Here is a 19,216-nt window from a genome sequence, read left to right on the forward strand (position 1 = left end):
TGAACAAAACTAACCCAAATTAATTGAAGCTACTACAACGTTTTCGTAATTTTTACTTAAAATCTAATTCTATTTTTGTCGTTTAAACAAGGCTTATGAAAACTGTCATTAGAAAAGGAAAGAAAGAAGACATGCCCGCTGTTCTTGAGCTCATCAAAGAACTAGCTGCATTTGAAAAGGAACCCGACGCGGTGATCACCACAGTTGAAACACTGGAAAGAGAAGGTTTTAAGGAAAACCCGCTTTTTCACGTTTTTGTAGCCGAAGTGGATGGCAAGATAGAAGGCATGGCCCTTGTTTATTACCGGTTCTCAACCTGGAAAGGCCGTACGCTTCATCTGGAAGACCTTATAGTAAGGGAAGAAAAAAGAGGTACAGGCCTTGGAAATGCGCTTTATAAGCAAGTGATCCAATTTGCCAAAGAGCAGGGGCTGAAACGTGTTGAATGGGTGGTGCTCGACTGGAACAAACATGCCATTGATTTTTACGAGCGCAGCGGTGCCAACATCCTCAAAGACTGGTATACGGTACAAATGGATGAGGACGGGATCACCAGATATGTTGAAATGAACCCATGAAAATATACAAGTTTGGAGGCGCATCGGTCAAAGATGCAGAAGGAGTTAGAAATGTGCTGAAGGTTCTCGAGGCCAACGGCCATGGCAGCAAGGTCATAGTGATCTCGGCCATGGGCAAGATCACCAATGCCCTTGAGGAGGTGGTCAATGCTTATCTTTCTACCGGAAAATACACCGAAGCCCTGCAGCCGGTAAAGGAATTTCACCTCAACATTCTGCAACAACTTTTTCCGAAGAAAGAGGAACCTGTATACGCAAAGGTGAAAAACTATTTTGAGGAACTGGAGAATTTCATTCAGCACAACCGTTCGCAGCAATATGATTATGTGTACGACCAGGTAGTGATCTACGGTGAACTTTTGTCTACTACCATTGTCAGTGAATTTCTAACTGCCGAAGGATATGGAAACGACTGGCTGGATGCCCGAAACTGCATAAAAACTGACAGTACCTACAGGGACGCGCAGGTGCAGTGGCCGGAAACACAGGCCGCGATCATCAATTTGGTCAAAAGGGATCATGTCACCATCACCCAGGGATTCATAGGGACAGACAGCAACAACTTCTCCACGACATTAGGAAGGGAAGGAAGTGATTACACCGCCGGGATTTTCGCTTACTGCCTCAATGCAGACAGCGTAACCATCTGGAAAGATGTCCCGGGCGTACTCAATGCCGATCCACGAGTTTTCGAAAAACCGCGGTTACTGGAACAGATCTCGTATGAAGAAGCGATCGAGCTCGCTTTTTACGGAGCTTCAGTAATTCATCCAAAGACCCTGCAGCCCTTGCAGCGCAAAGAGATCCCATTATACGTCCGTTCTTTTCTGAACCCTGAAAATGACGGGACAGCCGTAAAAAAAGGGCAGCCAATTTCGCCCAAAATACCCTGTTTTATCGTCAAAAAGAACCAGGTGCTCATTTCACTTTCGGCGCTAGATTTTTCTTTTATCATAGAAGAGAACATCAGCCATATCTTCAGTTTGTTCCATAAATACCAGATAAAGGTGGATCTAATCCAAAACTCGGCCATCAGCTTTTCGGTTTGTGTTGACAATAAATTTAATAACTTGGAAAAGTTAATCAACCAGCTAAAGGCAACGTTCAGAGTCACCTATAACACCGGGGTATCCTTGTATACCATCAGGCATTTCGATGATGCCGCCATTAGAGAGCTTGAAAAAGACAAAAAAATACTTCTGAAGCAGACCACCAGGGAAACTGTTCAGATCATTGCGACTCCGTAACCGCCTTAGGCATTAAAAACTTGATCAATGGGAATTGTTAGCGCCAGGGAAGTGGCCAGGGTCATGAATCTTGATAAATTCGGCTTTTTAGGCACTTCAATGGGTTGGGTGGTCTTGCAGACCACTCGACTTTCGGTTATCAACCGGGAATATGAAAAACGCAAGAACCTGCCGGCCACAGAATTCATCGATTCCATTCTGCAGGCTTTCGAAATAGATTTTGAGATCCCCGAAGAAGACCTGAAAAGGATCCCGAAAACAGGGCCTTTCATCACCATTTCCAACCACCCTCTGGGAGGTATTGACGGCATGATCCTAATGAAATTACTGCTATCAAAAAGGGAAGATTACAAGGTTATCGCCAATTTCCTGCTTGAAAGGATCGAGCCTTTACAACCTTATATCATGCCGGTCAATCCTTTTGAAGAACATAAGGAAGCCCAATCAAGCCTTAAAGGCATCAAAGATGCCATTCTACACCTGCGGGAAGGCAGACCGCTGGGAATCTTCCCCGCGGGGGAGGTTTCCACCTACAAAGATCAGCGCATGATCGTGGACCGGCCCTGGGAACCATCGGCGATGAAGCTTATTCAGAAAGCTAATGTACCGGTAATTCCTATTTATTTCCACGCCAAGAACAGCACCTTCTTTTACAGGCTTGCTTCCCTGAGCGATGTTTTGCGTACAGCGAAGCTGCCGAGTGAAATGCTCTCGCAAAAAAAGCGGAAGATCAAGGTAAGGATCGGGAATGTGATCAATCCGCAGGACATGGAGGATATTCCTACTACCGAAGCTTTAACCGCTTTCCTAAGACGAAAGACCTATATGCTGGCCAACGCCTTCGAAAAAAAGCCATTTTTGAAGGGCATTCCAAAGAACTTTAAAATTCCGAAGTCACCCAAGGAGATCGTCGCCGAAACCTCATGCGATCTGATGCTTGAGGAGGTGGAAACTTGTAGAAAACTGGACAAGCGCCTGTTGGAAAGCAAGAACTACGAAGTCTTCCTGGCCAAAAAGGAGATCATCCCCAACATTTTGAAGGAAATAGGGCGGTTGAGAGAGATCACCTTCCGCGCGATAGGCGAAGGCACCAACATGTCTACAGACCTGGATAAGTTCGATGACTACTATTACCACATGTTCCTTTGGGACAATGAAACGAATAAGATCGCGGGCGCCTATCGAATGGGAATGGGGTCCGAGATCTATGAAAAATACGGCATCAATGGTTTTTACCTGCAAGATCTTTTCAGGTTCGAACCTGAGCTGCACCAAATGATGAGTGAATCCATCGAGATGGGGCGTGCATTTATCGTGAAGGAATACCAGCAGCGGCCCATGCCGCTATTCCTGCTTTGGAAGGGGATAGTGCATTGTACTTTACGTTTTCCGAAGCATAAATTCCTGATAGGCGGGGTGAGTATCAGCAACAAGTTCTCCAATTTCTCCAAATCGCTGATGATCGAGTTCATGCGCTCCCATTATTATGACCCTTATATCGCCCAGTATGTAAGGCCGAAAAAGGAATTCAAGGTAAAGCTGAAGGACGGGGACAAGGATTTCGTGTTTGACGAAACCAAGGCAGACCTCAACAAATTCGATAAGATCATTGACGAGGTAGAACCGGGAAGCCTGCGCCTGCCGGTTCTCATCAAAAAGTATATCAAGCAGAACGCCAGAGTGGTTGCCTTTAACGTGGACCCGCTGTTCAACGATGCGGTTGATGGACTCATGTATATTCGGATCGCAGACCTGCCGGAAAGTACCGTAAAACCGGTTATGGAAGAATTTCAGCAGGAATTGGAGAAGAAAGTGACCGAAATGAGAAAAAAAGAGTAACTTTTTGAAGGTTTATGCTCCGGAAGGCTCACTTTCTGCCGAAACCTTGCAGTTCCCTTTCTGGATTAGTATATTCCTCGAACTAAAAGAAGCAAAATGGAAAAGATATTGATAGTGGGTGCCACCGGAAGCACCGGAAAAAGAATTATAGAGATTCTCAACAACAGCCAGAGTTTTGAACCTGTGGCCATGATAAGAAAAGAGGAGCAGAAGAGCATTTTTGACGACATGGAAGTGCAATCTGTCCTGGCCGATCTTGAACAGGACGATTTTTCCGCAGCCTTAAAAGGGATCAAAAAGGTGATCTTTACGGCAGGTTCGGGAAGTAAGACCGGCCCTGACAAGACTACCGAAGTAGATGAAAAAGGTGCTATAAAGATCATTGATGCCGCCAAAAAAGCCAAGGTCAAAAAGTTCATCATGCTTAGCGCCATGGATGCCGATGAACCTTCCAAACACAAGGAACTGGAACATTACCTGGAAGCAAAGGCCAAAGCTGACGAACACCTTAGAAACAGCGGACTAAACTACACCATTATACGCCCAGGCAGGCTTACTGATGACATGGGTATGGGTAGGGTGAAACTCGCTACGAAACTGGATGAAGCAGGAGAAATTGCCCGTGATGACGTTGCCTTTTTGCTCATCATGTCGCTGGCCGATCCTTTGGTAAAAAACATGACATTTGAAGCCATTGAAGGAGAAGAGCCTATCAAGTCGGCTATGATAGAGTTGAGTAAAGGTTAATTAGACATTAGATTTTAGACGTTAGACTTTAGACCTAAGATCGCTGCGCTGATAGAAAAGAGAACAGAGACCGTTTAAAGCCATAAATTAAGTTTAAACCATTCGTGAATTCGTGGCAAAAAGAATTGAAACTAAATCATGAAACCCCTTAGGAATGACATTTCTCCCGGCAGCCGGGTAGCCATTGTACAAAAGCAGGATCAGCGGTCGGGGAAACTTACAGAAGGCACAGTAGCCGACCTTCTTACCAAATCGCCTACGCATCCGCACGGAATAAAGGTGCGGCTACAAACAGGAGAAGTAGGCAGAGTACAACAGATCTTAGATCAACCCGCATAAAATACAAGGTGTCAAAAATCTAAATTTGGCACCTTGTGTTTTTTAAGAATAACTCCTGATCCGCTGGGAATTCAGGATGATAAGCAGCATCAGGGCAAAGATCCCGCCCATCAGGTATTCGAAAGAGACTCCGGCATCCATCAGCAGGCCAACAACCAAAGGGCCGAGCGCAGTACTGATAACCGAGAACATGGTGAACACGCTTCTAATGGCACCCATTTTTTCGATTCCGTAAAGCTCGGCGATGAGCGAAGTCTTCACCGTTCCGGAAATTCCCATAGTGATTCCGGCGGTAATGAGGAATAGCAGCGCGCCAATGATGCTGTTCATAAAAGCAAAAGGAAGCAGACCTAATGATGCGGGAATGAGATAATAGCGGAACATTTTTTTCGCAGTGTACTTATCCACCCAGACACCCCCGAAAAGGGAGAAAAGAAATCTAGTAACTGCGTAAACCGTAAAAAAGGCCGCATATAATTGAACCGACCAGCCTTTATTTTCCACGAATACGTACTGGTAAAAGAAGATGGCCGTTGCCGAAAAACTCCAGATGAAACTGGCCGGCATCATGATGCCGAAACGGCTGTCAAAAACCACCTGTTTATAATCTTTTAAAAGGGCAAAAACAGAAGGTTTTCCCGAAGCAGACAGACGTTCATCAAAAGTATTAAGATCGGTAAATTTGAGCCTGAAGAGGTACAGCAATAAAACAGCGCCACTAAGAACCGCTGCCACCCGCCAGTTCCACCAGGCAATTAGGAAGGAGATGATCAGCGGAAAGATGGCCTCCCCCACTGAAAATCCGAGGGAAGAAAAGCTAAGGGCTTTTCCACGGTCGCGCCCATATTGTTTGGACATAATGGTCATGCTGATGTGTGTCATGAATCCCTGCCCAGTGAGCCGCAGCCCGGTTATCGCCAGGATGAGCAGGATCAAACCATTGGAAAGCCCCAGAAGAATACTGGAGAGCGCCAGCCCGATAACGGTAAAGGCCGTTACCTTTTTCACCGGTATATGGTCTACCGTATGCCCCACAGACAGCATTATGAAGGAAGCGGCTACGGTACAGCCGGCATAAATGGCTCCAAAAGCCCCTTCAGAAATGGAAAAAGCGCGAAGAATTTCGGGCACATAGAGAGAAATGAGAAAGGTCTGGCCAAAAGCTGATAGGAATGTCAGCAGCCAGCCAAAGCTGACCGTTCTAAAATTGCCCTTTATGAAATAGAAGAAATCCTTCAAGAATGCTGTTTTTCATTTAAAACATGCAAAGGTAAAAGGCACAGATCGAAAGCAGGGACCAATTACAATAAAAATGATCTATTAGGCGGTATTTTCTATTAATCATTTGAGTAACTTTTCTTTAAACCTCATTGACGTCATTTCTTAACTTTGAAAAAACAGACCATGAAAAAGCACCGAATTTTCACAACCTCTTTCGCCAGTGTTTATCCGCATTATGTTCAGAAGGCCGAAAAGAAGGGTCGAACAAAAGAAGAAGTGGATACCATTATTCGCTGGCTGACCGGCTACAGCCAGGAAGAGCTGCAGGAACAGCTAGCTCAAAAAAAGGATTTTGAAACTTTCTTTGAGGAAGCTCCGCAGCTGAATCCCAATGTTTCTAAGATAAAAGGAGTGATCTGCGGTTATCGAGTGGAGGAGATCGAGGACGAGCTCATGCAAAAGATCAGGTACCTGGATAAGCTCATAGATGAACTGGCCCGAGGGAAGAAAATGGAGAAGATCTTAAGAGAGTAAAGCTTTTTCTGAATTATGTACAGATTAGTAAAAGGTTTAAAGCACCTGTTTTTTCCTGTCACGTTAATGACGCTGGTGACCATTTTAGGAATTATTCTATCCGTACAGGCTGTATATGTCGCCTTGACCAATGATCACACAGCGGCCATTTATGCGGCTGTTATATTACCATTGACTGTGATCGCGGTCATCCTCTACGCAATTGACCGGGTTTTGATCAAAAGAGTAAACTACTTTAAACTACTCCTGGGAGAAGTTATCGTTCTGGGGCTCCTTTACTACGTGTTTTTCCGGATGTAAACATTAAAGGGGATCATATCTGTTCTGTTCCAAAATGCCGGATGATCTTTGTGGCAATGGTGTCAGCCAGCTTGATATGAGATTCGGCCGTCCAGCCAGCCACGTGCGGACTAAAGATCACGTTGTCCATCAGCAGTAGTTCCTGAAGGGCTTCGGGCATCTCGCCTTCCAAAAACAGGTGTTCAAAAGAGGATTTTTCATACTCCAGCACATCAAGTCCGGCGCCAAGGATCTTTTTCTCCCTAAGGGCCTCTACAAGGTCGGCAGTCACTACGCTTTTTCCACGGGCGGTATTCAGGAACCAGAAAGGTTTTGAAAAGGCAGAGATGAATTCTTTGTTGATCATATTATTCGTTTGGGGAGTCCAGGGAGTGTGAAGGCTCACCACGTCTGCCCTTTTCTGCAATTCTTGAAGCGAGACCTGCTTTGCATTTTCATCTTCCAGGTCTGGAAGTATGTCATGAAAGATCACCTCCACATCAAAGCCCTTCAGCTTTTTAGCAAATGACCTTCCCATATTTCCGTAGCCGATTATCCCCACCGTCTTGCCTTCCAGTTCCACACCGCGGTTGGCTTCACGGTACCACAGGCCTTCCCTAACCTGCCGGTCGGCCCTGTTTAGATGGTTAAAAAGAGACAACAGCATGCCCAGGGCGTGTTCTCCCACAGCATTTCGATTACCTTCGGGGGCAGAAAAAAGAGCGATACCCTTAGAGCGGGCGTAGTCTACATCAATGCTTTCCAGGCCTGCACCTACGCGGGCTACAAATTTTAGGTTTGGGGCGGCATCAATAAATTCCCTGGTGATCTTGAACCGACTTCTGATCACGATACCATCGTACAAATGCTGATTTTCCAGGATCTCTTCGGGAGTCTGGTCATAGGCCTCCACGTTCTCGTGACCGGCTGCAGCAAGTTGTTCAATAAGGGTTGGATGATTGCTATCGGCATGCAGAATGATCATAAAATATCAGATTTTTGGGTAATCGGTTTGGGTGAGGGAATCTTCCACTTCTCCGCTATGCCGGGTGCTGAGCTTTTCGAATAGCATGATGTGCACCTCCTCCCCATTTTTGGTCATAGGGCAGTGTTTAACACCTTTCGGCACAATAATGATCTCCCCTTCTTTCACGGTCTCGGTTTTATCTTCAAATTGCAGGCACAAAGTCCCTTTTAACACCTGGAACAACTCATCTTCCTCTTCATGCTGGTGCCACACAAATTCATCTTTCACCTTGGCTACAAGTACCTGCATGTCATTGACCACGCCAATTTGATGCGGATGCCAATGGTCGCTGAATTTGGTAAGCTTTTCTTTTGGATCAATACTGTTCATGCTGTTTTCTCCGGTTTAATACAAAGCTAAGCAATGGATCGGGATTTGGGGCAGGGATTGCAGCGGCATCTTTTTTGCCTCTTTAAGGCAAAAAAATACAGCGGAAAGCCCGGTGCAAAGCAGCCCCCCCAAAACTAAAACCCAAGAATGAGCTTTGCGATGGTAAAATAAATAAGAATGCCAAAAATGTCATTACTGGTGGTAATAAATGGGCCGGTAGCCATAGCCGGATCTATCCCGAACTTGTCCAGAATAATAGGCACAAATGTCCCTATAAGAGAAGCGATCACGATCACCGAAATAAGGGAAATTCCCACGGTTAGACCAAACCAGAAATCAAACCCTAAGAGAAAAATTCCGGCTACTATTAAAAGTAAGGCTAGCGCGGCGCCGTTCAAAAGGCTCAATAATATCTCTTTTATGAGCCGGTTAAAAAGCGAGCCGCTAAGACTTTGATTGGCCAGACCCTGCAGCACGATAGCCGAGGACTGCACTCCTACGTTCCCTGCCATAGCCGCGATAAGCGGCACGAAAAAGAACAATGCCGCATGCTCCTGCATGGCGGCGTCAAAAGTTCCCAAAACGGTTACCGACACAAAACCTCCCAGCAGGGCCAGGATGAGCCAGGGCAAGCGGGCGCGGGTAAGGCGAAGAATGGAATCATCAGCCTCTACATCTTCAGAGATACCGGCAGCCATCTGGTAATCTTTTTCGGCTTCATCACGAATGAAATCCACGATATCATCAATGGTGACCCTGCCGACCAGCCTTCCCATTTCGTCTACCACGGGAATGGCTTCCAGGTCATATTTCTGCATCACCCGGGCAACTTCATCACCCTTGGTATGCACGTTCACGTAATCTACTTTTGGAATATAAACATCGCTGATGTTGGCCTTGCTGGGTGCAGTAAGCAGGTCCTTCAGGGAAAGCCGGCCTTTCAGCTTTCCGCGGTCATCAACCACGTAAATAGAATGGACCCGCGTCACGTTTTCGGCCTGGGCGCGCATCTCGGTCATACAACCTGTCACGCTCCAGTTCTCGTTAACCTTCACCAGTTCTTTCGCCATCAAACCACCCGCAGAATTTTCGTCATAACGCAGTAGCTCGACAATATGCTCGGCATGCTCTTCATCAATGATCTCCCCAATTACTTCCTGTTTCCTTTCTTCGGAAAGCTCAGCGATGATATCGGCAGCATCATCGGTATCCATGTTCTCGAGCTCTTCGGCGATCTCTTTAGCCGAAAGGTTGTCAAGAATACGTTCCCGCACATCTTCTTCCAGCTCCATAAGAGCTTCGGAAGTCTTGGTGCTGTCCAGCAGTTTAATGATATAGGTAGCCTGGTCGAGTTCCAGTTCATCTATGATCTCGGCAATATCGGCATGGTGCACCTCTTCCAGCAACTGCAAAAGCTCGCCATCGCGGTGTTCTTCAATGAGTTGCTGAATGTTGTCGATATATTCTTCGCTTACCTCAAACTGCATGCGGTTCGATTTTTTGGGTCAGTTCTATGAACCGGGCAGTGCTTAGCTGCTCCGGCCGCAGCCCAAAGATACTATCTTCTTTGATATCTTGGGGCAGGTCAAAGGTTTTGAGACTGTTTCTTAATGTTTTTCTTCTCTGCTGAAAGGCGGTTTTCACCACTTTAAAAAAAAGCTTCTCATCGCAGGGAAGGGAGAAATCCTCTTTTCGGGTAAGCCGAAGGACTCCGCTGTCCACTTTTGGAGGCGGATTGAACACTGAAGGCGGAACGGTAAAAAGGTACTTGGCCTCGTAAAATGCCTGTACCAGAACCGAAAGAATTCCGTAGGTCTTGCTGCCTTCTTTCTCGCAAATTCGCTGCGCTACTTCTTTTTGGAACATCCCTGAAAATTCAGGGATTTGATCCCGCAGTTCGAGCATTTTAAAAACGATCTGAGAAGAGATGTTGTACGGGAAATTCCCGATTATGGCGAACTGATCCTTACCAAAGACCTCCCTGGTATCGTATTTCAAAAAGTCCTTTTCGTGGATCTTTCCCCTAAGAGGTGGATAATGTTCCTGCAGGTAGGCCACACTCTCGGTATCTATCTCTATAACATGAACATCTGTTTCCTTTTTCAAAAGGTATTTTGTGAGCACTCCCATTCCCGGGCCAATTTCCAGCACATGTTCATAACCCGAGTAGCTCAGGGTTTCGGCGATCTTTGAAGCCACATTCTCATCTTTCAGGAAATGCTGCCCCAGGTGCTTTTTTGCCCTTACCTCTCCTTCATTTGCATGGGATGTCTGCTGACCTTTGAACGGACCTTTTTTACCGTAGTTCTTCTTCATGTAACGGATTTTTGCGCAAAGAATTATTGTTCGCTAATGACCTCAAGTTCTGTTCTAAAAGCCACGAACTTTCCTTCAAAAGGTGCGCTTTTGGCTCTCATTTCGGGTGCGTCTTCTTCGTAGTATGTCTGAAGCTTCTCTTTACTCTCTGTGGTGTATTGTACCGAGTAGGTGATCCCGCCCATTTCCTCGTTCACCATTACTTTGGTCATTAAGGCCTTGGTAAACTTTCCGGTGTTGAGCATTTCGGGAATATGTTCTGTCTTCATCCAGTCTACCCACTTGTCGTGCACGTCTTCCTGGATGTTTATGGTCACATTGTAAATGTACATGGTCAAAAAGTTATTTGGAAAAAGGAAGTTATTCGAGTTCGTCTCCCCTCAGTTTCCGGAATTTTTTCCGGGCGTCCACAAAGTAAATACTATCGGCGTAATTAAAGATAATTTTTTCATAAAACTCCTGCGCCTTTTCCGGCTGTTCCAGCTCGGTCGCGTACAATTCCGCTAATCGATAGTGGGCATTATCCCCCAGTACTCCATTTTTATAATGCTGAAGGAGTTTCAGGTAATTAGCTTCTGCCTTGTGATACTGCCCTTCTTCTTCAAACAACATGGCCTGTTTAAGCAGCGCGTCATCCTCGATCTTTTCGCCTTTGTGATTGGTGAGCACAGAATCAAGTACTGTTATCGCTGCTTTCCTTTTTTCCTGAAAGTCCAGCAGATCGGCCCGGGCAAAAAGTTTCAAAGCCGTCTGCGTAGAATCCTCCAGGGAATTCTCGCTTATCATCAGGCTTAGCTCCATGGCGTCATTGGCGATCAACTGCGAAGTAGCCGACTTAAGCACATCCAGCTGAATGGTAGCCCATTTAAAATCTCCCTTATAATAACTTGTTTTGGCTACCTTGAACCTTGCCATCTGGGCAATGATGTCATTTTGCACCAGATTTTGAACCTGGGTATAGAAAATAAGAGCCTGGTTGAACTTTTCTTCCAGTACCAGAATATCGGCCAGAGCCATTTTCACCGCAGCTTCTTCCAGTTTTTTGAGCTGCTGATCCATCAGCTGTCTCAAAATAGCTACAGCTTCCTCTCCTCTTTTCAGGTCAAAAGCGAGAAAATTAGCATGATCTATTTGTAGCGATAGTGTATTAATTCCGGTGCCATATGTTTCAAAAAGTTCTTTGTAGCCCGCTTCAACTTCAGAAAAACGTTTGGGAGGCAGCGTTTCCTTCAGAATATTGAGCCGCAACTGGTGGGCCTGCAGTTTCACCTCTTGCAGAGGGGCTTCTTCTATGATAAAATCCAGGATCTCCAGGGCAGTCTCGGACTGGTCGTCTTCATTGGCAAGAACGGTTAGCCTCATAATTGGAGCCAGTCCCTGTTGCGATCTCCTATAAATGGCCTTTTCCTGTAAAAAGGCCTTTTTGAACTCCTTTTGCTGTACGAAGAGCCAGCTCAGCATTTCGTTGTAGAGAATATTCTGGTCTTCCTGCAGCTTTTTCAGCAGCAGTTTGCGGAAGATGATGTTGGCTTCATTAGCAGGATCTTCGGTAATGAACTGACCGTAAATACGGCTCACCCCCGGCAAAAGTCCGGGATTATTGCCAAGCACGTTGATGTAATTGCTGAACATCTTTTCGATCTCACCCTGTTCCCCGTAAAGCCGCGCCAGCTGAATATGGTATTCGGCATCGGGATTCATTTTCATACCGAGCTCATAGGCTGTCACCGCGTTGTTGAGCAAACTGTACTTTTCAAAAGTGCGGGCAATGGAGAAAGCATAATTTGGCCGGGATTCTATGGCCCTTAAGGCTTCTTTATAGAATTGTTCTGCCTGCTCCCGCTTTTGCTGCAGTTCATAATTATGGCCCAGCTCCACCAGGTAATGCGGCGCATTGGCCGTATTGTTTACTTTGTATTTAAGCAGGTCTTCTGCCTCCTTGAATCTTTCCAGTTGCTGATAGGTGGCAATGAGTCCGAAGAAGATCTCAGGATTCCCCGGCTCCTGCTCCACCAGTTGTTCATAAATGTGAAGTGCTTTTTCAAACTCTCCCCGATCAAAATAGTTCTTTGCCAGTTGCTCGGTCTGGGAAAAACCGGAAACAACAAAAAACAGGCTAATGAAAAGGGCGTAAAGAATGCGCATTCAGGAGTTTTTAATAAAGATAAGAAAATGCGGTCTTAGAAGGTTGTGAATGAGGAAATTATTCCTAAGTAAATAATTCACAATAAAAAAACCTAACAGGTTTTTGAAAACCTGTTAGGCTTGGTGTTGTATTGAAGATTATAAGAGTTAATCTATCATGTCAAAGCCGGTATAAGGAACAAGCACCTCTGGTATTTTGATTCCTTCAGGTGTCTGGTAATTTTCAAGGATCCCGGCCAGCACGCGCGGCAATGCCAGGGAACTTCCGTTAAGGGTGTGAGCCAGTTGCTTTTTACCGTCAGCGGTCTTGTATCTCAGCTTCAGGCGGTTTGCCTGGAAAGTCTCAAAATTGGAACATGAACTAATTTCCAGCCAGCGGTCCTGCGCGGTAGAAAACACTTCAAAATCATAAGTAAGCGCAGAGGTAAAACCGAGGTCTCCGCCACAAAGTCTCAAGATCCTGTAAGGCAGTTTCAGTTCCCGCAGAATGTCTTTCACCTGCTCCACCATTCCGTCTAAAGCGGCATAGGAATCTTCAGGTTTTTCAATGCGAACGATCTCCACCTTGTCAAACTGGTGCAGCCTGTTCAGTCCGCGAACATGAGCCCCGTAAGATCCGGCCTCTCTTCTAAAGCATGGGGTATAGCCCGTACAGGCAATAGGCAGGTCACTTTCAGCAAGCATCTCATCCCTGAACATGTTCGTAACGGGAACTTCGGCGGTTGGGATCAGGTACAGGTTGTCTTCGGTCACGTGGTACATCTGCCCTTCCTTATCGGGCAGCTGCCCTGTTCCGTATCCAGAAGCATCGTTCACCAAAAGCGGCATCTGGTACTCGGTATAGCCGGCGGCCACGTTCTTGTCCAAAAAGTAGGCGATAAGCGCTCTTTGCAGGCGAGCACCTTTGCCTTTATATACCGGAAATCCGGCGCCGGTGATCTTGTTGCCCAGCTCGAAATCTATAATATCATATTTCTTCGCGAGTTCCCAGTGCGGCAATGCGCCTTCGGCCAGTTGCGGCACCTCGCCTTCCTTAAAGATCTCTTCATTATCTTCTTCTGAAGCTCCCGCAGGCACAATGGCGTTAGGTATATTGGGAATATTGTACAAATGCCGATTCAGGGCCGCAGTGGTATCTGCCAGCTTTTCTGAAAGGCTTTTGGAGGTTTCCTTTAATTCGGAAGTCTTTTCTTTTAAAAGATTCGCTTTTTGATGTTCGCCGTTCTTGAACATCAAGCCTATCTCTTTGGAAAGTTTATTGGACTCGGCCAGAGTTTCATCCAGTTCAGCCTGCGTGGAACGACGGGTCTCGTCAAGATCCAGCACTTCGGAAAAGAGCTGTTCGGCATCAAAATTTCTCTTTTTCAAGGCCTCGATATACGCCTCTTTATTCGCCCGAATATTGGCTACCTGTAACATAAATTTCTGTTTTTTGAAGGTTTACCGGAGTGAATTTTCCGGCTTAGGCAACAAAAATAACAAAAGCCCATGAACATTAGTCAATGGAGGAAGGTAAAATCCAGGGGGCGTGCCTAAAATGGTCCCACTTCACTTTTGCCAGGTCAACCGAAGGATCTATAAATGGCTGGTAAGGCCTCCCGTTCACGCTCAACCTGCTTTTCACATAGACTTCCACTTCCCTGCCTTCTTCTGCATACTCCTTTTCAAGACGCTGCGCAAACTGCCAGATAAGATCTGGTTTTGAAGGCATGGCCCGCAGCTGCTTTGATGACAGGTATTCTTTTTGGTCAACAATGATCGTATCCTGCCGGTTGGCCTTGTCCACCACCTTGAACTTGATGATCCCGCTTTTGGAGCGCAGCATCATGCGCCAGCTAAGTCGGTGGCCTTCTTCGGTCCACAGCACATCATCCTGAATGAACCAGTGCCTTACGGGCAACAAAAGCTGCACCACGAACCAGATACCAAGAAAGATCAGCAAAGGCTTCCGGTAAGCGGGAATTTCGAGCTCTTTTTTATCGTAATAAGGCTTTTTCCAGAGAAAAAGTCTGTTGATCTTTTCCGAAGAAAAAAAGAAAAGGGTAAAAGCCAGCGCCAGGTAAGGAAAGATCCCAATGTGGAAGACGTAGCTGTTGAAAAGGTGAAAAAATATGGCGGCCAAAAAGGCGAAAATGCGGGTCCTTTTCCAAAGCAAGAGCGGGATGATGAGCAGATCGAAGAAAAATCCGAAATAGGCGATGCCGTAATGCACCCATTCCTGCTGGAGGAAATCACCTATCAACCAGTAATCTTCCCGCGGTGCCATTAACACCTTGATGAATCTACCATTGAACCAGTCGGGATAAAGTTTTGCGATGGCCGCGTAGGTGTAGACGATCCACATTTGCCCAACAATAAGCAGCCACACCCAACGGGGCATGCTTTGCCGTTTCTTCTGCGGATCCCGCCAAACATCAACCGAAGCATAGCGATGTGCAGGCACCAGGACCATCAAAAAACACAGCAGCATCAACAGGTAATAATGATTGTTATAGGAGGATTTTTGCATAAGGTAAACTCCCGCCCATAACAGGCCATAAAAGAAGACGCACCAGCGGTATTTGAAGCCGACCATCACAAAGAGCCCCAGGACACCCAGCACAGCGTACCACCAGATCATTCCATTTCCCGGAAGGGGCTGGAGGAATTCAAAGCCTATAAAATTGAAGGTAAACTCGGGCTCCATGAAGGTGCGGCACACCCACCCGGTAAAAATGGCCCCGAATGCTTCAAGAGCCAGCAAGGCCCCAAAGATGATCCTGAAAACGATCAGTGCTGAATTATCAATTCGGGTAAATAGCCATTTATTGAACATAATTGTCTTTAATGTACTGCCTGCTAAAGGCCTCATCCTGCTTCATGGCCCGCTTGAGACTCTCCACCGAATCAAATTTCTTCTCATCCCTGATCCGGGTTAAAAGTTCAATGCTGATATATTTTCCGTAGAGGTCTTTTTCAAGGTCCAAAAAGTGGGTTTCTATGGTCTTTTCTGTACCACCCACAGTAGGATTTGTTCCAATGTTCATCATTCCGAAGTGCTGCTCGCCGTCAATTTCGGCCCGCACCACATACACTCCGTTCTTCGGAATTAGTTTATATTCTTCTTCAATATGAAGGTTGGCAGTGGGATATTCAAATTCCTTCCCCAGGCCTTTTCCTTTCACCACAGTGCCGGCGAGGGAAAAAGGATAGCTCAAGTAGCGATTGGCTTTTTCCACATGCCCTTCCAGCAGCGCGTTCCTGATCTTGGTAGAACTTACCGCCACTTCCTCCACGTCCTGCTTGGAGATCTCTTCAACATCAAAGCCGTACTCGCGGCCAAATTCCCGCAGGTCTTCAATATCGGCCGTACGGTTGCGGCCAAAGCGATGATCGTAACCAATGATCACTTTTTTCGCCCTTAGCTTATGCACCAAAATATCCCGAACAAATTCCCTGGCGCTTAGCCGGGAGAACTGCTGGGTAAAAGGATGAATGATGATATGATCAACACCCGACCTGGCGAGGATCTCTTTGCGTTCCTGGATGGTATTGATGAGCTTGATGCCCGCATCTTTTTGCAGCACCATCCTGGGATGCGGAAAAAAAGTAAGAATGGCTGACTCCAGATTTCCCGCTTTCGCGGTATTCACCAGCTTTTCGATTATTTTTTGATGACCCACATGCACCCCGTCAAACGTACCAATGGTCACCACCGTATGATGGGAACTATTGAAAGCATGGGCTCCTTTATGTTCTTTCAAAGTAAAAAGCTATTTTCCGTTAAAGGTATTCATTGTATTGTTAATTCCCGCCGTGCCGAAAGATTTTATCACTTCCACCGACTTCTTAAGCCGTTCGGGAAGCTGCTTTTCCTCCTCTTCATCCCATTCTCCCAACACATAGTCTACCTGCCTGCCTTTGGAAAACTCATCGCTGATTCCAAACCGAAACCTGTTATATTTTGTGGTGTTAAGCTGTGCCTGGATGTCTTTAAGTCCGTTGTGACCGCCATCGCTGCCTTTGGTCTTTACACGGATCGTTCCGAAGGGTAAATTAAGATCGTCTGTGATCACAAGAAGGTTCTCCAGTGGCACTTTTTCTTTCTGAAGCCAGTAGTTCACCGCTTTTCCGCTCAGGTTCATGTAAGTGGAAGGCTTCAGCAGAATGAAGATGCGGCCTTTGAACTTATAGGTGGTAACATCACCCAGCTTCTGGGTTTCAAAGGTGAGGGACTCCTGTTCGGCTAAAAAATCGAGCACTTTGAATCCTATATTATGTCTTGTATTGTGGTATTTAGGGCCAATGTTCCCCAGCCCAACGATAAGAAACTTCTTCATAGGGGGAATTTTTTCTTTTTCAATTTTCTGCTTATGGATCAATCTTCCGAAGAAAGAGAGCATACTATCCTTTTTGTAAAAATAAAAAAGCATCCCGAAACCGGGATGCTTTTATGATCGAAAACTTGTAAAGTCTTATTCGTTAGTCTCAGTAGCCGGTACTTCGTCAGCTGCTGTTTCTTCTCCTTCTTCTTCTTCGTCCTCATCAAGAGCGACAACGTTACGAGAAGTTCTAACCTGGCAAACCACAGTGTTATCTGGGTGCATGATCTTATAGTCATCGCTTTTAAGAGCAGTAACATACAATTTGTTACCGATCTTAAGCGGAGTGATATCGGCTTCGATGAAATCTGGAAGATTTCCAGGAAGACCTTTCACTCTCATGCGGCGAAGGTTGAAACGCAACACCCCACCATTTTTAACTCCACGGGCGATACCGGTAGTATGTACAGGGATTTCCATAGAGATCTCTTTGTCTTCGAAGATCTGGTAGAAATCGATGTGCAAAATAGCATCGGTTACCGGGTGGAATTGGATATCCTGAAGAACAGCATCAAACTTTTCTCCGTCTTTCAATTCAATAACTACAGTGTGAACATCTGGTGTGTACACTAAGTCTTTGAAGGCAATCTCATCTGCTGCAAAGTGTAATGGCTGATCTCCCCCGTATAATACGCAAGGAACCTGTCCAGCATTACGTAAGGCTTTTGTAGCTTTCTTGCCTACGCTTTCTCTTTTAGATCCGTTGATCGTAATTGATTTCATTGTTAAAAATTTTAGGCTGCAAAAGTAGTTCTTTTTTTCCAGCTTTTAAAAGCTTCGCAGCGAATATTTTATAGAGGTGTCGATCTCTGTAAATGCTTCGGAAGGATCTTCTTTCAAAAGGCCATTTTAGATGATGAACTTGGAACTGATGGACCTGTTGTTGTGCACACGGCTCATCACATCGGCAAACAACTCGGCGCAGCTCACAACTCTTATTTTCTTGCTTTCCTGTCTCATAGGAATAGAATCGGTCACAATAAGCTCCAGGAGTTTGGAGTTCTCGATACGCTCATAGGCTTCTCCCGAAAGTACCGGGTGGGTACAGATGGCCCTGACGCTTTTCGCGCCTCTTTCCATCATCACATCGGCTGCTTTGGTAAGAGTGCCGGCGGTATCTACCATGTCATCCACCAAAACCACGTTCTTTCCTTCAACGTTACCAATAAGCTCCATATGAGAGATCACGTTAGCCTTGGCCCTTTGCTTGTAACAGATGACCACATCGCTTTCCATGGCTTTGGAATATGCGTATGCCCTTTTTGATCCACCCATATCTGGAGAAGCGATGGTAAGGTTATCCAGCTCAAGGCTTCTCAAATAAGGAAGAAAAATAGTAGACGCGAACAAGTGGTCAACCGGTTTTTCGAAGAACCCCTGGATCTGGTCTGCGTGCAGGTCCATGGTAATGATTCTCGTTGCCCCTGCAGTTTCCAGCATTTTGGCAATAAGCTTTGCAGCGATAGGAACACGTGGTTTGTCCTTACGGTCCTGTCTTGCCCACCCATAATAAGGAATCACGGCGGTAATATGCCTTGCCGATGCCCTTTTGGCCGCATCAAGCATTAGCAGCAATTCCATTAAATGGTCTGACCCTGGATGGGTGGAACCAATAATAAAGACACGTGATCCTCTTACAGACTCTTCAAAAGAGGGTTGGAATTCTCCATCACTATAGGTGGAAGTGATCACATTCCCCAGTTTGCTGCCGTAAGATTCTGCTATTTTTTCAGCGACGCTCCTGCTCTGCGTACAGGAAAAGATCTTGGCTTCGGTAATTACATTAGACATGTTGTGTTGTTTTTGTATAGGTTGTTGTTTGCCCTGCAAATTTAGAAATTAATTTGTTGTGAGCATCCCAAGGCTTAGGCTTTCTACCGAGTGAAAAAGCAGCTATACAAAGCGTGAAAAATCCAAAAAATATTATTTGTAAAAACCAAAAAATTCATACTTTTGCCGTCCACTTTGAGCTAAAGCTTAAAGCGGAAAGGTTCTTAAAAGACATCTTAATGCTCGAGTGGCGGAACTGGTAGACGCGCTGGATTCAAAATCCAGTGACTTCGGTCGTGTGGGTTCGATTCCCACCTCGAGTACAAGAAACCCCGGAAAATTCAATTTTTCGGGGTTTTTCTTTTCCTACTACCTTCAATTCATTCAATTAGGATATTCTTGTCCAAGTTGTGTTAAAGGAATTATAAGATTCCTTTGCTTTTGCCCAAAGCACACTCGAAATCTTATATTTACCGCCCAATT

The 19,216-nt window shown here is 45.7% G+C and carries 20 protein-coding genes and 1 tRNA gene; 8 read left to right on the forward strand and 13 right to left on the reverse strand.

Annotated features, from left to right (window positions below):
* Positions 1-95: 95 nt before the first annotated feature.
* From BLS64_RS01340 to BLS64_RS01360, 5 genes are all read left to right on the forward strand, one after another.
* A complete protein-coding gene (locus tag BLS64_RS01340) occupies positions 96-578 on the forward strand; it encodes a GNAT family N-acetyltransferase (RefSeq protein WP_093110975.1) in 483 nt (160 codons plus the stop codon).
* Positions 575-1,825, forward strand: a complete 1,251-nt coding sequence (locus BLS64_RS01345; protein ID WP_093110977.1) for an aspartate kinase — start codon at positions 575-577, stop codon at positions 1,823-1,825. Before BLS64_RS01340 ends, BLS64_RS01345 begins: the two co-directional genes overlap by 4 nt.
* Before the next feature lie 27 nt (positions 1,826-1,852).
* Positions 1,853-3,664: a GNAT family N-acyltransferase gene (locus tag BLS64_RS01350; RefSeq protein WP_093110979.1), complete on the forward strand. Its 1,812-nt coding sequence runs from the start codon at positions 1,853-1,855 to the stop codon at positions 3,662-3,664.
* Positions 3,665-3,760: 96 nt separating this feature from the next.
* Positions 3,761-4,411, forward strand: a complete 651-nt coding sequence (locus BLS64_RS01355) for an SDR family oxidoreductase (RefSeq protein ID WP_093110981.1) — start codon at positions 3,761-3,763, stop codon at positions 4,409-4,411.
* A gap of 138 nt (positions 4,412-4,549) precedes the next feature.
* Complete coding sequence (locus tag BLS64_RS01360; protein ID WP_093110983.1) at positions 4,550-4,750, forward strand: YwbE family protein; 201 nt, start codon at positions 4,550-4,552, stop codon at positions 4,748-4,750.
* Between the two features lie 42 nt (positions 4,751-4,792).
* On the opposite strand, the gene BLS64_RS01365 is transcribed toward BLS64_RS01360, so the two are convergent.
* Positions 4,793-5,989 carry an MFS transporter gene (locus BLS64_RS01365; RefSeq protein WP_093110985.1) on the reverse strand — a complete coding sequence of 399 codons (1,197 nt, stop codon included), beginning with the start codon at positions 5,987-5,989 and terminating at the stop codon, positions 4,793-4,795.
* 165 nt (positions 5,990-6,154) lie between these two features.
* Between BLS64_RS01365 and BLS64_RS01370 the strand changes: the two genes are divergently transcribed.
* Both BLS64_RS01370 and BLS64_RS01375 read left to right on the forward strand, forming a co-directional pair.
* Entirely contained in the window at positions 6,155-6,505 is a 351-nt protein-coding gene (locus BLS64_RS01370; RefSeq protein WP_093112229.1) for a DUF2200 domain-containing protein, read from the forward strand.
* Positions 6,506-6,520: 15 nt separating this feature from the next.
* Positions 6,521-6,805, forward strand: coding sequence for a hypothetical protein (locus BLS64_RS01375; RefSeq protein WP_093110987.1), 285 nt, complete (start codon positions 6,521-6,523; stop codon positions 6,803-6,805).
* Positions 6,806-6,818: 13 nt separating this feature from the next.
* Here BLS64_RS01375 and BLS64_RS01380 read toward each other — a convergent pair whose 3' ends face one another.
* From BLS64_RS01380 to BLS64_RS01435, 12 genes are all read right to left on the reverse strand, one after another.
* A complete protein-coding gene (locus tag BLS64_RS01380) occupies positions 6,819-7,769 on the reverse strand; it encodes a 2-hydroxyacid dehydrogenase (protein ID WP_093110989.1) in 951 nt (316 codons plus the stop codon).
* Between the two features lie 6 nt (positions 7,770-7,775).
* Positions 7,776-8,141: a cupin domain-containing protein gene (locus BLS64_RS01385; protein WP_093110991.1), complete on the reverse strand. Its 366-nt coding sequence runs from the start codon at positions 8,139-8,141 to the stop codon at positions 7,776-7,778.
* Positions 8,142-8,275: 134 nt separating this feature from the next.
* On the reverse strand, positions 8,276-9,628 hold the full coding sequence (gene mgtE, locus BLS64_RS01390; RefSeq protein ID WP_093110993.1) for a magnesium transporter: 1,353 nt from the start codon (positions 9,626-9,628) through the stop codon (positions 8,276-8,278).
* Positions 9,618-10,457 (reverse strand): 16S rRNA (adenine(1518)-N(6)/adenine(1519)-N(6))-dimethyltransferase RsmA, encoded by an 840-nt coding sequence (rsmA, locus tag BLS64_RS01395; protein ID WP_093110995.1) that lies wholly within the window; start codon positions 10,455-10,457, stop codon positions 9,618-9,620. Before rsmA ends, mgtE begins: the two co-directional genes overlap by 11 nt.
* A gap of 23 nt (positions 10,458-10,480) precedes the next feature.
* Positions 10,481-10,789: a DUF4286 family protein gene (locus BLS64_RS01400; protein ID WP_093110997.1), complete on the reverse strand. Its 309-nt coding sequence runs from the start codon at positions 10,787-10,789 to the stop codon at positions 10,481-10,483.
* 28 nt (positions 10,790-10,817) lie between these two features.
* Positions 10,818-12,602, reverse strand: a complete 1,785-nt coding sequence (locus BLS64_RS01405; RefSeq protein WP_093110999.1) for a tetratricopeptide repeat protein — start codon at positions 12,600-12,602, stop codon at positions 10,818-10,820.
* 147 nt (positions 12,603-12,749) lie between these two features.
* Positions 12,750-14,021 (reverse strand): serine--tRNA ligase, encoded by a 1,272-nt coding sequence (serS, locus tag BLS64_RS01410; protein WP_093111001.1) that lies wholly within the window; start codon positions 14,019-14,021, stop codon positions 12,750-12,752.
* A 76-nt stretch (positions 14,022-14,097) separates the two neighbouring features.
* On the reverse strand, positions 14,098-15,417 hold the full coding sequence (locus tag BLS64_RS01415; RefSeq protein ID WP_093111003.1) for an HTTM domain-containing protein: 1,320 nt from the start codon (positions 15,415-15,417) through the stop codon (positions 14,098-14,100).
* Entirely contained in the window at positions 15,407-16,345 is a 939-nt protein-coding gene (locus tag BLS64_RS01420; RefSeq protein ID WP_093111005.1) for a bifunctional riboflavin kinase/FAD synthetase, read from the reverse strand. Before BLS64_RS01420 ends, BLS64_RS01415 begins: the two co-directional genes overlap by 11 nt.
* A 9-nt stretch (positions 16,346-16,354) precedes the next feature.
* Complete coding sequence (pth, locus tag BLS64_RS01425) at positions 16,355-16,984, reverse strand: aminoacyl-tRNA hydrolase (protein ID WP_093112231.1); 630 nt, start codon at positions 16,982-16,984, stop codon at positions 16,355-16,357.
* Positions 16,985-17,056: 72 nt separating this feature from the next.
* Positions 17,057-17,686, reverse strand: a complete 630-nt coding sequence (locus tag BLS64_RS01430) for a 50S ribosomal protein L25/general stress protein Ctc (RefSeq protein ID WP_093111007.1) — start codon at positions 17,684-17,686, stop codon at positions 17,057-17,059.
* Between the two features lie 126 nt (positions 17,687-17,812).
* Positions 17,813-18,754 carry a ribose-phosphate pyrophosphokinase gene (locus BLS64_RS01435; protein ID WP_093111009.1) on the reverse strand — a complete coding sequence of 314 codons (942 nt, stop codon included), beginning with the start codon at positions 18,752-18,754 and terminating at the stop codon, positions 17,813-17,815.
* A 220-nt stretch (positions 18,755-18,974) separates the two neighbouring features.
* Here BLS64_RS01435 and BLS64_RS01440 point away from each other — a divergent pair.
* A tRNA-Leu gene (locus tag BLS64_RS01440) sits at positions 18,975-19,056 on the forward strand.
* Positions 19,057-19,216 lie beyond the last annotated feature (160 nt).

Source organism: Salinimicrobium catena (assembly GCF_900102915.1).
GTDB lineage: Bacteria > Bacteroidota > Bacteroidia > Flavobacteriales > Flavobacteriaceae > Salinimicrobium > Salinimicrobium catena.